The organism is Allobosea sp. GW823-FHT02B03 (assembly GCF_058797755.1).
Map to the genome: position 1 here is coordinate 319,705 of NZ_JBXAJY010000008.1, position 14,608 is coordinate 334,312.

The following is a 14,608-nucleotide window of genomic DNA, read 5'->3' on the forward strand; positions in this document are numbered from 1 at the left end:
GCATGTTGGCCCGGCCAGGCGAGTTGCGCTGGCCGGGCTCGGTGATAGCCTCGTTTCGGCCACGGCGCGACGTTACGTCATCGCGTCGACGCCTGCTGCGGCCATCCTCGTGCCGTCTGCTGCCTTCCCGGAGACCGAGTCATGTCCCTCCTCGCCCGTCTCGCCCTCATCCTCGGTCTTGCCGTCGCCGCGCTGCCGGCCTTCGCCCAGAAGGCCTATGTCCGGCCGGATCTCGCCAGCGACGGGCAGCGCCTGGAGGAGCGCCTGAAGCGCGAGGTCGGCGCCAGCCAGCGGCCCTTCGCGACCCTGCTGCGTGACGGCAATGCCGCCCTCTCCCGCGGCGATGCCCGCAGCGCCCTGCCCCTCGCCAACGCCGCGGCCATGGCCGAGCCGGCCAACCCCGCCGGCTGGCGCCTGATGGCTCAGGCCGCGATCGGCATCGAGCCGCGCGATTATCGCGAGCGCTACGAACTGCGCGAGCGCGCCATCAGCGCCGCCTATCTCGCCTATCAGCGCTCCAGCGCGCGCGCCGACGAGGCGACCTCGCTCGGCGTCCTCGCCCGCGTCTTCGAGAAGAACGAGCTCTGGCGCCCGGCCCTGACCAGCTACCGCCTCAGCCTCGACATCGCCGACAATGCCGCGTTGCGCAGCGACTATGAGGCGCTGCGCGCGCAGCGCGGTTTCCGCCTCACCGGCAACAAGGTCGATTCGGATGCGGCGAGCCCGCGTGCCTGCTTCGAGTTCTCTGAACCGCTGGCCCGCGGCCGCGTCGACTTCGCGCCCTACGTCGCGATCACCGGCAAGGGCGACTTCGCGGTCACCGGCGAGGAGCGCCAGCTCTGCGTCGACGGCCTGCGCCATGGCGAGCGCTATGGTTTCGTCATCCGCCAGGGCGTGCCCTCGGCGCTGCCCGACGAGAAGCTGCTGAAATCCGCCGATTACGAGGTCTATGTCCGCGACCGCGCGCCCTCCGTGCGCTTCACCGGCAAGAATTACGTGCTGCCGCGCACCGGCCAACAGGGCGTTCCGGTCGTCTCGGTCAATGCCGCCAAGCTCGACCTCGAGGTCATGCGCATCGGCGACCGCAACCTGATCAACTCGGTCCATTCCGAGGACTTCCTCAGCCAGCTCGGCGGCTACAGCGCCGGGCAGATCGCCGCCGACAAGGGCGCCAAGGTCTGGTCCGGCCAGATGGACGTGAAGTCCGAGCTCAACAAGGACGTCACCACCGCCTTCCCGGTGCTCGAGGCCGTCGGCCAGCTCCAGCCCGGCGTCTATGTGATGTTCGCCCGGCCGAGCGGCACCCAGGCGGCCAGCAGCTCGGATGGCGACTACGATTATGACGGCTCGACCCGGGCGACGCAGTGGTTCGTCGTCTCCGATCTCGGCCTGACCTCCTTCTCCGGCCCCGATGGCGTGCATGTCCTGGTGCGCTCGCTCGCCGACGCCTCGCCGGTCGCCAATGCCGAACTGCGCCTGGTCGCCCGCAACAACGAAGTGCTGGCCACGGTGCGCTCCGACCGCAACGGTTATGCCCGTTTCGACGCCGCCCTCGGCAAGGGCCAGGGTGGCAATGCACCCGGCCTCGTCACGGCCACGCTCGCGGAGGATTACGGCTTCCTCGACCTGAAGCAGACGGCGTTCGATCTCTCCGACCGCGGCGTCAAGGGCCGCGTCGCGCCGGTCGGCCTCGATGCCTTCCTCTACACCGAGCGCGGCGTCTATCGCTCCGGCGAGACGGTCTACCTGACCTCGCTGCTGCGCGATGCCAAGGGCGCCGCCGTCACCGGCCTGCCGCTGACGCTGGTGGTCAAGCGGCCGGACGGCGTCGAGTACCGACGCCGCCAGGTCGAGGATCAGGGCGCCGGCGGCCGCGCCCATTCGATCCCGCTAATCTCAGGCGCGCAGACCGGCACCTGGCGCGTCCAGGCCTATTCGGACCCAAAAGGTGCCGCCATCGGCGAGGTCTCCTTCCTCGTCGAGGACTATGTCCCCGAACGGCTGGAGCTGACGCTCGCGCCGAAGAAGCCGGTTCTGCAGGCCGGCGAGCCGGCCGAGATCGACGTCACCGCCCGCTATCTCTACGGCGCTCCCGGCTCCGATCTCGACGTCACCGGCTCGATGACCGTGCACGCCGCCGCCCAGAGCGCGATTCCGGGTTTCGCCGGCTACGAGGTCGGCCTCACCGACGAGGCCTTCGAGCCGCAGCAGAGCGAGTTCGAGGACGCGACCAAGACCGATGCCAACGGCAAGGTCACCACGGTCAACCCGGTCGCCGAGCCGGAGGCCAACCGCCCGCTCGAAGTCGAGCTGACGGTGCGCGTCGGCGAGCCCGGCGGGCGCGCCATCGCCCGTTCGGTGACGCTGCCGATCGTGCCCAAGGGCGCCGCCATCGGCGTACGCAAGGCCTTCAAGGATGGCGAGCTCGGCAATGGCCAGACCGCCAATTTCGACGTGATCATGGCTAATGGCGACGGCCGCCGGATCGGCCGGCAGGGCGTCAAGTGGACGCTCTCCAAGGTCACCCGCAACTATCAGTGGTTCTATCAGGACGGCCGCTGGAACTATGAGGGCGTGAAGTCGACGCGCCGCGTCTCGGACGGCGAGATCGCGGTCGCCGAGAACGCCCCCGCGCGCATCGCCGCCCCGGTCGAATGGGGCAATTATCGCCTCGACGTCAGCGCCGACGGCGCCGATGCCACCGAGACCAGCGTCTCCTTCAGCGTCGGCTACGAGACCGACAAGACCGCCGACACGCCGGACGTGCTCGACGTCGCGCTCGACAAGGCAGCCTATGCCGATGGCGAGAGCATGCAGGTCCGCCTCACCGGACGCTTCACCGGCAAGGCGACGCTCGCCGTGCTCGGCGACGGCGTCAACGAGATCCGCACCGTCGACGTCTCGCCCTCCGGCACCACGATCAACCTGCCGGCCAAGGCGGGTTGGGGCGCCAGCGCCTATCTCGTCGCCCTCGCGCATCGCCCGATGGACACGGCCGCCCAGCGCATGCCAGGCCGCGCCATCGGCCTTGCCTGGTTCAGCGTCGGCAAGGACCAGCGCAATCTCGCCATCGATCTCGGCGCGCCCAATCTGGTGCGGCCGCTCTCAACCCTGTCGCTGCCGGTCAAGGTGACCGGCGCCAAGCCGGGTGAGGAAGCCTTCGTCACGGTCGCTGCCGTCGATGTCGGCATCCTCAACCTGACCCGCTTCGAGAGCCCCGATCCGAGCAAGTACTTCTTCGGCCAGCGCCAGCTCGGCCATGAACTGCGCGATCTCTACGGCTATCTGATCGACGGCATGCAGGGCGTGCGCGGCGCGATCCGTTCCGGCGGCGATGCCGCGCCGCAGCTCAATGGCGAGGCGCCGACCCAGGAGCCGCTGGCCCGCTATTCCGGCGTGGTCAAGCTCGGGCCGGATGGCACGGCCAAGGTCGATTTCGAGATGCCGGCCTTCAATGGCTCGGTCCGCGTTATGGCCGTCGCCTGGTCGGCCGGCAGAACCGGCCAGGCCAGCGCCGACGTCTTCGTGCGCGACCAGATCGTGGCGCAGGCGACGCTGCCGCGCTTCCTGGCGCTCGGCGACCAGTCGCGCTTCCACCTGCAGATCGACAATGTCGAGGGGCCGGCCGGCTCCTATCTGGTCGATCTCGACGTCAGGGGCCCGGTCGTCGTCGCCGCCGACGCGACCCGAAGCAGCATGACGCTGACGACCGGGGCGAAGGGCTCGCTGACCATTCCGGTCACCGCCGCCGGCCTCGGCCGGGCGAGCTTCGACGTCAAGGTCACGGGCCCGAACGGCATCGGCACGGTGCAGAACCTCGCCGTGCGCGTGCAGCCTTCGACCCAGACGATCGCGCGGCGCATCGTCCGGCCGATCCCCGGCGGCGGCTCGCTGACCGTATCCTCCGACCTCCTGGCCGACCTCGTCCCCGATTCCGGCGCCGTCTCGGTCTCGGTCTCGCCGGTCGCGGCGCTCGACGTCTCGGCGATCCTCAAGGCGCTCGACCGCTACCCTTATGGCTGCACCGAGCAGACGATCAGCCGGGCGCTGCCGCTGCTGGTGGTCAACCGGCTGGCCTCGATGGAGCAGCTCGCGCTCGACGGCAATGCCGACGAGCGGGTCAATGCCGCGATCGAGCGCGTCCTCGCCCGCCAGGGCGGTAACGGCTCCTTCGGCCTCTGGAGCATCGGCGGCGAGGATCTCTGGCTCGACGCCTTCGTCACCGACTTCCTGACACGGGCCCGCGAGCGCCAGTTCGCGGTGCCGCAGATCGCCTTCAATCTGGCGCTCGACCGGCTGCGCAACCAGGTCGTCAACACCAGCGAGATCAACAAGGAGGAAGCGGCCGGCATCGCCTATGCGCTTTACGTGCTCGCCCGCAACGGGCGGCCGGTGATGGGCGATCTGCGCTATCTCGCCGACAACAAGCTCGCCGACTTCGCCTCGCCTCTGGCGCGCGGCCAGATCGGCGCGGCCCTCGCCCTGCTCGGCGACCGCACCCGTGGTGCCGCCGCCTTCGCCAGCGCGCTCGGCCGCCTGCAGCAGACCAGCGACGACGGGCTTTCGCGCGCCGATTACGGCTCGCGCCTGCGCGACGGGGCGGCGCTGCTCGCCCTGATCGCCGAGAGCAATGGCGAGCGCGCCGATCTCTCCCGCGCCGCCGATGTCGTGCAGAACGCCCGCCAGAGCGCGCGCTACACTTCGACCCAGGAGAACATGTGGATGGCCATGGCCGCCGCCGCCATGGCCAAGGAGGCGGAAGGCATGGCGCTGACGGTCGACGGCGCCGAGCGCAAGGGCGCCTTCTACCGAACGGTTCCGGCCGCCGCGCTGGAGGGCAAGCCGCTGGTGATCGGCAATCCCGGCACCGCCTCGGCCAATGCGGTCCTGACCGTCTCCGGCATCCCGACCACGCCGGAGCCGGCCCTGAACCAGGGTTTTGCGCTGGAACGCACGCTCTTCAGCATGAAGGGCGAGCGGGTCGACCCGTCGCGCCTGCGCCAGAACGAGCGCTATGTCGTCGCGCTCAAGGTCACCGAGCCGGCGGCCCGCTATGGCCGGCTGCTTCTGGTCGATCCCGTCCCCGCCGGACTCGAGATCGAGAACGCCAACCTGACCGAGGGCGCCTCGGTCGAGGGGCTCAACTGGCTGAAGCAGGAGGTCGCGCCCGTCCACACCGAGGCGCGCGACGACCGCTATGTCGCCGCCTTCGAGCGCAGCGGCAGCAGCAACCAGCCGCTGAGCTACACCGTCGCCTATATCGCCCGGGCCGTCTCGCCCGGCCGCTATGTCCAGCCGGCGGCGGTGATCGAGGACATGTACCGCCCGGACCGCTTCGGCAGGACGGCGTTCGGCACGGTCGACATCACCTCGGCGAGGTAGGACTGACGTGAGCGCGCCGCACGATAGGCAAAGCGCACCTTCCTTCTCCCCTCGGGGGAGAAGGTGGCAGCGCGAAGCGCTGACGGATGAGGGAAGCGAGGCGCAACCTGGCAACCAGCTCACCCAGTCGCACGGCCCTCATCCGTCTGCTTCGCAGACACCTTCTCCCCCAAGGGGAGAAGGTGGGCGCGCTTGGTTTCGCCGGCTTGCGCTGTCCAGTGCTGGCGCCGTAGCCCTGATCTCCGGCGCGCTCTCCTGGTACGCCTCCACACTCCCACCGCTCGACCTCTCGGCCGCCGGCGACCGCTCGACCGTGGTGCTCGACCGCGAAGGCAAGCTGCTGCGCCCCTTCGTCACCGCTGATGGCCGTTGGAAGCTGCCGGTCGGCGTCGCCGATGTCGATCCGCGCTATCTCGCCATGCTCAAGGCCTATGAGGACAAGCGCTTCGACGATCATTTCGGCGTCGACCCGCAGGGCATCATCCGCGCCGCAGGCCAGATGCTCGGCAACGGCCGCATCGTCTCCGGCGGCTCGACCCTGACCATGCAGGTGGCGCGCCTGCTCGAACCGCGCCAGGAACGCTCGCTCTCGGCCAAGCTCAGGCAGGCGATGCGTGCGCTCGAACTGGAGCGGCGCTTCAGCAAGACCGAGATCCTCGACCTCTACCTGACGCTGGCTCCGTTCGGCGGCAATCTCGAAGGCGTGCGCGCCGCTAGCTTCGCCTATTTCGGCAAGGAGCCGAAGCGGCTCTCGACCGCCGAGGCGGCGCTGCTGGTCGCGCTGCCGCAATCGCCGGAGACCCGCCGGCCCGACCGCTTCCCGGAAGCGGCGCTCAAGGCCCGCGAGCGCGTGCTCGCGAGGGTCGAGGCCGCCGGCCTCGTCACGCCGGGCGAAGTCGCCGCTGCCCGCGACGAGCCGATACCGACAGCGCGAAAGCCCTTCCCGGCGCTGGCTCCGCATACCGCCGAACAGGTCGTGGCTGGCTCTCCCGAGCAGAAGCGGCACCGTCTCAGCCTCGATGCGCGCTGGCAGGCGAGCCTGGAGCAGCTTGCCCGTGAGCGCGCCATCGGCCAGGGCCCGCAGCTCTCGATCGCCATCCTCGTCGCCGACAACGAGACCGGCGAGATCCGCGCCTCGGTCGGCGGCGTCGATTATTTCGACGCCGGGCGCGCCGGCTCGCTCGACCTGACGCAGGCCCTGCGCTCGCCCGGCTCGGCACTAAAACCCTTCATCTACGCGCTCGCCTTCGACAACGGCCTCGCCCATCCCGAGACCATGCTGGAAGACCGGCCGACCCGCTACGGGCTCTACGTTCCCGAGAATTTCGACCTCGGCTTCCAGGGCATGGTCAGCGCCCGCAAGGCGCTGCAGCTCTCGCTCAACCTGCCGGCGGTCGAGCTGCTCTCGGCGCTCGGCCCTCAACGCTTCCTGTCGCGATTGAAGGACGCCGGCGCCACCATCGCCATGCCCAAGGAGAGCGGCGCTCCCGGCCTCGCCATCGGCCTCGGCGGGCTCGGCATCACGCTCTCGGATCTGACGCGGCTGTATGTCGGCCTCGCCCGCGGCGGCGAGGTCGTCCCGCTGAAGTTCACGGCAACGACAGATCCCGGTACCGTCCCGCTGCGCCTCGTCGAGCCGGTCGCCGCCTTCTATGTCGCCGACACGCTGCTCGGCGCCCCGCCACCGCTCAACGCGGCGCCGGGGCGGATCGCCTACAAGACCGGCACCTCCTATGGCTACCGCGATGCCTGGGCCGTCGGCTTCGACCGCCGGCACACCATCGGCGTCTGGGTCGGCCGCGCCGACAACGGTGCCGTGCCGGGCCTCGTCGGTCGCGCGGTCGCGGCGCCGATCCTGTTCGACGCCTTCGCTCGCATCGGCCACGATCCGCGCCCCTTCCTTCAGCCGCCCGGCGTGATCGCCGCGACCAGCGCGACCCTGCCGCCGCCGCTGCGCCATCTGCGCCAGGACGTTCCGAAGACCGTGGCGGCGCTGGCGACGCCCGGGCTGAAGCTCGCCTTCCCGCCCGAAGGCGCACGCATCGATCTCGCCGCCTCGAGCCCCGAGGGCGGGCGCCCGCAGCTCGGCCTCAAGGTCGCCGGCGGCGTCGCGCCCTTCACCTGGCTGGTCGACGGCGCACCGATCACCGGCCCGGTCCGGCGCCGCGAGACGGAATGGCAGCCGCCCGGCAAGGGCTTCGTGCGGATTTCGGTGGTCGATGCCGCCGGCGCCAGCGAAAGCGTCTCGGTCCGGCTGCAATAGCGCCGCCGTCATTGCGAGCGTAGCGAAGCAATCCAGAAGGACCGCGCGAACCGCTGGATTGCTTCGCTACGCTCGCAATGACGCGTTGGGCCTCATTCCGCCGGCTGCGGATGGACCTTTGTGTGCTCCGGCGCCTCTCCATGCACCGGGCGCTGCGCCCGCGACAGATAGCTGTAGGCGACCGGCACGACATAGAGCGTGAGCAGCGTGCCGAAGGTCATGCCGCCGACGATGACCCAGCCGATCTGCGAGCGGCTCTCGGCGCCGGCACCGGAGGCCAGCGCCAGCGGCACTGCGCCCAGCACCATGGCGCCGGTGGTCATCAGGATCGGGCGCAGGCGCAGCTCCGCCGCCTCGACCAGCGCCTCCAGCATCTCCTTGCCTTCCTCGCGCAGCTGGTTGGTGAATTCGAGGATCAGAATGCCGTGCTTGGTGATCAGGCCGACCAGCGTGATCAGGCCGATCTGGCTGTAGACATTCATCGTGCCGCCGGTGAAGTACAGCGCCGCCAGCGCGCCCGTCATCGACAGCGGCACCGAGACCATGATCACCACGGGATCGATGAAGCTCTCGAACTGTGCCGCCAGCACCAGATAGATGAAGCCGAGCGCCAGCAGGAAGACCAGCAGGATCGACGAACCCGACTGCTTGAACTCGCGGCTCTGGCCGGAATAGTCGTTCTGGTAGCTGGCCGGCAGGATGCGCGCCGCCGCCTGCTCCAGCACGGTGAGCGCATCGCCCAGCGAATAGCCCGGCCCCGGGACCGCGGTGATCGTCGCCGAGCGCAGCTGGTTGAAGCGGATCAGCTCCTTGGGCGCGACGTTCTCCTCGATCTGCACGAGGCTGGAGAGCTGCACCGCCTGGCCGCCCCGGCCCATCAGATAGATCGAATGCAGCGCCTGCGGCGTGTTGCGGTCCTGGCCCGCAACCTGCAGCATCACGTCGTACTGCTCGCCGTTCATGTTGAAGCGCGTCACCTGGCGGCCGCCGAGCAGCGTCTCCATGGTGCGGCCGATGACGTCGACGCCCACACCGAGATCGGCGGCGCGCTGGCGGTCGATCGAGACCTTGATCTGCGGCTTGTCGAGAATGAGGTTGGTCTCGATGTTGGTCAGGGCCGGGTTGCCCTGGACCTCCGCGATCAGCCGATCGACGTTCTGCTTGATCTCAGCATAGGAATCCGAGGAGCGCAGAACGAACTCGACCGGCTTGCTGTTGGCGCCGCCCTGGCCGAGCGAGGGCGGATTGGTGGCGAAGAGCCGGATGCCGGGGATCTGCGACAGGCCCTTATTGATCTCCGCGACAAGGTCCTGCTGCTTGCGGTGCCGCTGTTCCCAGGGCTTCAGCCGGGCGAAGGCGATGGCACGCGTCACGTCCGGGAAGCCGACGATGACGAGATAGGTCTCCACCTCCTGGATCTTGCTGAAATAGTCCTCGACGCGCCGCGCATAATCGGCGGTGAAGGACATGGTCGCCCCCTCCGGCGCGACGCCGATCGAGGTGATCGTGCCGCGATCCTCGACCGGGGCCAGCTCGGAGCGCAGATTGGTGAAGAAGTAATAGCTGCCGCCGGCGACGCCGAGCGCGAGCAGCACGATCACCGGCCGCATCGACAGGGCAAACCGCAGCGAGCGGCGATAACCGCTGGAGAGTGCCTCGAAGAAGCGTTCGAGCGCGTTGTAGAGGAAGTTGTGCTTGTGCTCGTGGCGCAGGAGCTTGGCGCACATCATCGGCGTCAGCGTCAGCGCGACGAAGCCGGAGACGAGCACGGCGCCGGCCAGCGTCAGCGCGAACTCGATGAAGAGCTTGCCGGTACGGCCGGTGGAGAAGGCCATCGGCGCATAGACTGCGACCAGCGTCAGCGTCATCGCGACCACCGCGAAGGCGATCTCGTTGATGCCCTTGATCGCCGCCTTGGTCGGCTCCATGCCCTCCTCGATATGGCGGTGGATGTTCTCCAGCACCACGATCGCGTCGTCGACCACGAGGCCGATCGCCAGCACCATCGACAGCAGCGTCAGCGTGTTCACCGTGAAGCCGAGCGCGTACATCAGCGCGAAGGCGCCGATCAGCGAGACCGGGATCGTGACGAGCGGGATCAGCGTCGCGCGCAGCGAGCGCAGGAACAGGAAGATGATCAGCACGACGAGCACGACCGCCTCGGCGATCGTGGTGTAGACCGCCTTGATCGAGCGATCGATGAAGATCGAGGTGTCGTAGGAGGTCGCGATCGACATCCCGTCCGGCAGGTCCTCGATGATGCCTGGCAGCGCCTGCTGGACGCCGGACGAGACGTCCAGCGGATTGGCCACGGCCTGCTTGACGATGCCGATCGTCACCGAGGGGCTACCCTTGAACCAGGCCGCGTTGCGTTCTTCACGGGCGCCGAGCTCGACGCGCGCGACGTCGCGCAGGCGGACCGGGAAGCCGTTCGCATCCTTGACGGTGATCTGCTGGAACTGCTCGGGCGTGTTCAGGCTGGTCTGTGAGAGCACCGTGAATTCGCGATCGTTGCTCTCGATCCGGCCCGACGGGATCTCGACGTTCTGCGCCCGCAGCGCCGCCTCGACCTCCTGCACGGTGATGGCATAGGCCGCCATGCGGGCGCGATCGAGCCAGATCCGCATGGCGTATTGGCGCTGGCCGAGAATACGGACCTCGGCGACACCGGTGATGTTCTGGACGCGGTCGGCGATGAAGCGGTCGGCGAAATCGGTCAGCTCCAGCGGCGAATGGCGCGTGCTGGTCAGCGACAGATACATCACCGGCTGGGCATCGGCCTCGACCTTGGCGATGATCGGCTCGTCGATCTCGTCGGGCAGGCGCCCGCGCACGCGGCTGACGCGGTCGCGGACATCAGAGGCAGCGACGTCCGGGTCGACATCCGGGCGGAAACGCACCGAGATCTGGCTGCGCTCCTGGCGGCTGGTCGAGGTAATGGTCTCGATGCCCTCGATGCCGGCGATCGAGTTCTCCAGGATCTGCGTGACCTGTGTCTCGATGATCTCGGCGCTGGCGCCGCGATAGGTCGTCTGCACCGAGACGATCGGCTCGTCGATGTTCGGATATTCACGCACCGTCAGGCGCGTGTAGGAGACGAAGCCGATCAGGACGACGAGCAGGCTGAGGACGGTCGAGAGAACCGGCCTGCGGACGAAGAGCTCGAACAGGCTCATTGCACGCTGCCCGGAGCGGTGCCGGGCAGCGCGCTCGTCTGGACGCTCGCCTTCTGCTTGATCGAGACCGTCGAGCCCTCGCGCAGGCGCATCTGCCCGGCGGTGACGATCTGCATGCCGGGCTTGAGCCCGCTGACGATCTCGACCTTGCCCGGCAGGCGCTTGCCGAGCTCGACCGGGACGCGCTTGGCCTTCCCGTTCTCGATGATGAAGACGATCTTGCCGATGCCGTCCGGCACCACCGCAGTCTCCGGCACCACCAGGGCGTTCTCGCGCCGGTTGACGACGATGGTCAGGCGCGCGAACAGGCCGGGCCGCAGCACGAGATCGGCATTGGGAACCTTGGCGCGCAGCTTGACCGCGCGGCCATTGATGTCGACCACCGGATCGATCGCGAAAATCTGGCCGGAAAACGGCCGGTCGGGCACGGCGTCGACCTTGAGCTGCACCGGCTGACCGACCTTGAGCTGGGTCAGGAAGATTTCCGGCACGCGGAAATCGACCTTGATCGGGTCGATATTGGTGAGGGCGACCAGCGGCTTGCCGACCGAGATATAGTCGCCGACGCCGACCGAGCGTAGCCCGACCACGCCGGTGAACGGCGCCTTGATCGTCGCCTGGGCGAGCTTCGACTGGACGAGCTGGACGCGCGCCTCCTGCGAGGCGAGCTGCGCCGTCGCCTGCTCCAGCGCCACCTGCGTGCCCGCGCCGCGCGAGACCAGCGAGCGGTTGCGGTCATGGGTGTCGCGGGCGAGCGAGAGATCCGCCTGCGCCTGCTTCAACTCGGCATCGAGGATGGCGGTATCGAGCTTGACCAGCTCTTGCCCTTCCTGGACGCGCTCGCCCTCCCGGAAGCCGAGCGAAATGACGCGGCCGGCGATCTCCGAGGCGATGATGATGGATTCATCGGCAGCGAGCGTGCCGAGCGCCTCGACCTCTTCGTTCACGGTCATGCTCTCGACCGCGCCGACCTCGACGGGAACGCCCGGATTCGGCGAGGTCGCGGCGGCCTGTGCCGGCTGGCCTACGGCCCGGAAGTGTTTCTGGTAGCCGTAATAGCCGCCGCCAGCCAGCCCGGCGATCAGGACGAGAAGGAAGAAACGCTTCATGAGGCTGGACGCTCCGGTGCCGCGTGCTTAACTTAGACTGGACGGTCTAGTTTGATAAGGTCTCAAATAGGCGGAAGAATGTCGGATATGTCGATTGAGGGCCCTATACTCCCCGCAACGACGGAAGCAAGGTCGATGCCGGCTGAGAAATCACGGCCGGATAAGCACGACGCGATCACCCGGGCCGCCTCGGAGATGTTCCTGGCCGAGGGCTTCGACCGCACCAGCCTCGACCAGATCGCCCAGCGAGCCGGCGTCTCCAAGCAGACCATTTACAGCCACTTCGCCGACAAGGAAGCGCTGTTCAAGGCGATCTGCGCCGAACTGACTGAAAAACTGACGATTCCGCTGCGCCAGCAGCCGAAACAGAAGGCCGATCTGCGCAGCATCCTGATCCGCTTCGGCGAGGACGCGCTGGCGATGATGCTGCATCCGGCCTCGCTCGACCTGCACCGCCTGATCGTCAGCGCCTCCGCGCGCTTCCCGGAGCTCGGCCGGGCGGCCTATGAAGCCGGCGCCAGCCGGATGATCGAGGAACTCGGCGCCCTCATCGCCGAGCGTTCACGATCCGGTGATGGCTTCGCAAAGTCCGTAGAGGAGGACCGCGCCCGCATCCTCGCCGAGCAGTTTCTCGGCATGATCCGCGGCCTTCATCAGGCACGCGGCCTGCTCGGCATCGATCCAGCCCCGGCGGCGGCGCTGAAGGCCTATGTCGCCGATTGCGCCGATCTCCTCCTGCGCGGCGCCTGATCCGGTCCCCAGCCAGCGTCACGGCACTGTCATCTGGCATCGATACCGGTCCCCTCGCTGAATGCGAGGAGAAGCGACGATGCTGCGCATCGAAGGCCTGACGAAGCGTTTCGGTGGCAAGGCCGCCGTCGATAACGTCGACCTTTCGATTCCGAAGGGCGAGATGGTCGGCGTCATCGGCCGCTCCGGCGCCGGCAAGTCGACCCTGCTGCGCATGCTCAACCGGCTCTCGGACCCGAGCGACGGACGCATCCTCAGCGGCGAGCGCGACGTCACGTCGCTGCGCGGCGCGGCGCTGCGCGCCTGGCGGCGCGACACTGCGATGATCTTCCAGCAGTTCAATCTGGTCGGCCGCCTCGACGTGCTCACCAACGTGCTGCTCGGCCGCCTCAACCATCGCTCGGCGGCGCTGACCCTGGTCAAGAGCTTCTCGCAGGACGACAAGATCCGCGCCATCGCCGCGCTCGAGCGGCTCGACATGGGCCATCTGCTCGCCCAGCGCGCCGAGACCCTCTCCGGTGGCCAGCAGCAGCGCGTCGCGATCGCCCGCGCTCTGGTCCAGGAGCCGCAGATCATCCTCGCCGACGAGCCGATCGCCTCGCTCGACCCGCGCAACTGCCAGATCGTCATGGATGCGCTGTTCCGCATCAACCGCGAGGACGGCATCACCGTCATCTCCAACCTGCACCATCTCGATATCGCGGCGAAGTACTGCGACCGGCTGATCGGCATGGCCGCCGGCAAGGTCGTGTTCGACGGCCCGCCCCACGCTTTGACCAGCGAGATTGCGGCCGAGCTCTACGGAATCGAAGCCAAGGACGCCGGCGCCGAGGCGCTCGATGCGCTCGACGCCATCGCCACCTCCGAGGCAAAGCGCGCCCGACAGAACGTCGCCTGAGCGGATCGTCCGCGGGCAACGCCTACCCCGACCACCAGATAGTCCCTCTAAGGAGCACTCCCATGCTGACCCGTCGTCATACCCTGACGCTTGCCGCCGGCCTCGCCGCGACGCTGGCGACCCCGGCCTTCGCCCAGGACTGGAAGGCGAAGTATCCCGAGCTCGTCTTCGCGATCATCCCGGCCGAGAACGCTTCGGGCGTGACCGAGCGCTACACCCCCTTCGTCAACTATCTCTCGAAGGAACTCGGCACCAAGGTGACGCTGCGCATCGCCAACGACTACGCCGCGATCATCGAGGGCCAGCGCGCCGGCAACATCCACATCGCGTCCTACGGCCCGTCCTCCTTCGCCCGCGCCCGCATGACCGGCGCCAAGGTCGACGCCTTCGCCATCGAGACCAATCTCGACGGCACCAAGGGCTATCATTCGGTCTTCTACGTGAAGAAGGACTCGCCCTATCAGAAGGTCGAGGACCTCAAGGGCAAGAATCTCGGCCTCGTCGACCCGAACTCGACCTCCGGCAACAACGTTCCGCGCTTCGCGCTGAACGGCATGAAGATCGAGCCCGAGACCTTCTTCGGCAAGGTCGTCTATACCGGCAGCCACGAGAACGCGATCATCGCCCTGCAGCAGGGCACGGTCGACATCGTCGCCAACTGGTGGAACGACGAGCAGGAGTCGAACCTGCAGCGCATGGTCCGCAAGAACATGGCCAAGGCCGACGATTTCCGGATCATCTTCAAGTCCGAGCAGATCGTGAACTCGCCGCTGGCTTATCTCAGCGACCTGCCGGAAGAGCTCAAGGCCAAGATCCGCGACGCCGTGCTGAACATCACCACCAAGGACAAGGCCGCCTTCGACAAGATCTATGAAGGCAAGCAGGGCCCGCTCGTCGCCGTCGACAACAAGGCCTACGACCCGATCATCGAGCTGAACAAGTTCGTCGACGAGCTGCGCAAGAAGAAGTCTTCGTAAGCGTTCTCATCCGCTACCCGTCATGGTCGGGCTTGTCCCGACCATCCACGTCT

At 68.1% G+C, this 14,608-nt stretch carries 7 protein-coding genes; 5 read left to right on the top strand and 2 right to left on the bottom strand.

Features of this window, described 5'->3' with window-relative positions; genetic code table 11:
* Nucleotides 1-141: 141 nt before the first annotated feature.
* Together AC1REK_RS26140 and pbpC are read left to right on the top strand one after the other, a co-directional pair.
* Entirely contained in the window at nt 142-5,382 is a 5,241-nt protein-coding gene (locus tag AC1REK_RS26140; protein ID WP_492270021.1) for an alpha-2-macroglobulin family protein, read from the top strand.
* Between the two features lie 211 nt (nt 5,383-5,593).
* Entirely contained in the window at nt 5,594-7,645 is a 2,052-nt protein-coding gene (pbpC, locus tag AC1REK_RS26145; protein ID WP_492270086.1) for a penicillin-binding protein 1C, read from the top strand.
* Nucleotides 7,646-7,737: 92 nt separating this feature from the next.
* Here the strand turns inward: pbpC and AC1REK_RS26150 are convergent, their stop codons facing one another.
* Both AC1REK_RS26150 and AC1REK_RS26155 read right to left on the bottom strand, forming a co-directional pair.
* Entirely contained in the window at nt 7,738-10,821 is a 3,084-nt protein-coding gene (locus tag AC1REK_RS26150) for an efflux RND transporter permease subunit (RefSeq protein WP_492270022.1), read from the bottom strand.
* A complete protein-coding gene (locus AC1REK_RS26155; RefSeq protein WP_316018298.1) occupies nt 10,818-11,930 on the bottom strand; it encodes an efflux RND transporter periplasmic adaptor subunit in 1,113 nt (370 codons plus the stop codon). The genes AC1REK_RS26150 and AC1REK_RS26155 overlap by 4 nt, the downstream gene beginning before the upstream one ends.
* Before the next feature lie 135 nt (nt 11,931-12,065).
* Here AC1REK_RS26155 and AC1REK_RS26160 point away from each other — a divergent pair, with 135 nt between their 5' ends.
* The 3 genes from AC1REK_RS26160 (at nt 12,066) to phnD (ending at nt 14,555) form a co-directional block, all read left to right on the top strand.
* Nucleotides 12,066-12,680 carry a TetR/AcrR family transcriptional regulator gene (locus AC1REK_RS26160; protein ID WP_492270023.1) on the top strand — a complete coding sequence of 205 codons (615 nt, stop codon included), beginning with the start codon at nt 12,066-12,068 and terminating at the stop codon, nt 12,678-12,680.
* A 79-nt stretch (nt 12,681-12,759) separates the two neighbouring features.
* A complete protein-coding gene (phnC, locus tag AC1REK_RS26165; protein ID WP_316018296.1) occupies nt 12,760-13,578 on the top strand; it encodes a phosphonate ABC transporter ATP-binding protein in 819 nt (272 codons plus the stop codon).
* A gap of 62 nt (nt 13,579-13,640) precedes the next feature.
* Nucleotides 13,641-14,555, top strand: a complete 915-nt coding sequence (gene phnD, locus AC1REK_RS26170; protein ID WP_316018295.1) for a phosphonate ABC transporter substrate-binding protein — start codon at nt 13,641-13,643, stop codon at nt 14,553-14,555.
* Nucleotides 14,556-14,608: the final 53 nt, after the last annotated feature.

Bases quoted from the DNA above. Each gene is read 5' to 3' on its own strand.
- AC1REK_RS26160 (WP_492270023.1), top strand. From the start codon at position 12,066: ATGCCGGCTGAGAAATCACGGCCGGATAAGCACGACGCGATCACCCGG.
- phnD (WP_316018295.1), top strand. From the start codon at position 13,641: ATGCTGACCCGTCGTCATACCCTGACGCTTGCCGCCGGCCTCGCCGCG.
- AC1REK_RS26155 (WP_316018298.1), bottom strand. From the start codon at position 11,930: ATGAAGCGTTTCTTCCTTCTCGTCCTGATCGCCGGGCTGGCTGGCGGC.
- AC1REK_RS26140 (WP_492270021.1), top strand. From the start codon at position 142: ATGTCCCTCCTCGCCCGTCTCGCCCTCATCCTCGGTCTTGCCGTCGCC.
- phnC (WP_316018296.1), top strand. From the start codon at position 12,760: ATGCTGCGCATCGAAGGCCTGACGAAGCGTTTCGGTGGCAAGGCCGCC.
- AC1REK_RS26150 (WP_492270022.1), bottom strand. From the start codon at position 10,821: ATGAGCCTGTTCGAGCTCTTCGTCCGCAGGCCGGTTCTCTCGACCGTC.